The sequence below is a fragment of the Undibacterium sp. Ren11W genome, assembly GCF_049340485.1.
Classification (GTDB): Bacteria; Pseudomonadota; Gammaproteobacteria; order Burkholderiales; family Burkholderiaceae_D; genus Undibacterium.
The window spans coordinates 1-255 of record NZ_JBMPPB010000046.1 but is presented as its reverse complement, the minus strand read 5'-3'; the positions used below and the strand labels follow the sequence as shown (position 1 = coordinate 255).

General features: G+C 49.8%; 1 rRNA gene. It reads right to left on the bottom strand.

The annotated features are described in order from the left end of the window. Positions 1–255 (bottom strand): 16S ribosomal RNA (locus ACO0K8_RS22395); the annotation flags it as partial.

Genomic DNA, 255 nt, shown 5'->3' with positions numbered 1-255 from the left:
TATTCCTCCACATATCTACGCATTTCACTGCTACACGTGGAATTCTACCCCCCTCTGACACACTCTAGCCATACAGTCTCAAATGCAGTTCCTAGGTTGAGCCCAGGGATTTCACATCTGACTTATACAACCGCCTGCGCACGCTTTACGCCCAGTAATTCCGATTAACGCTTGCACCCTACGTATTACCGCGGCTGCTGGCACGTAGTTAGCCGGTGCTTATTCTTCAGGTACCGTCATGAGCAGCCTGTATTA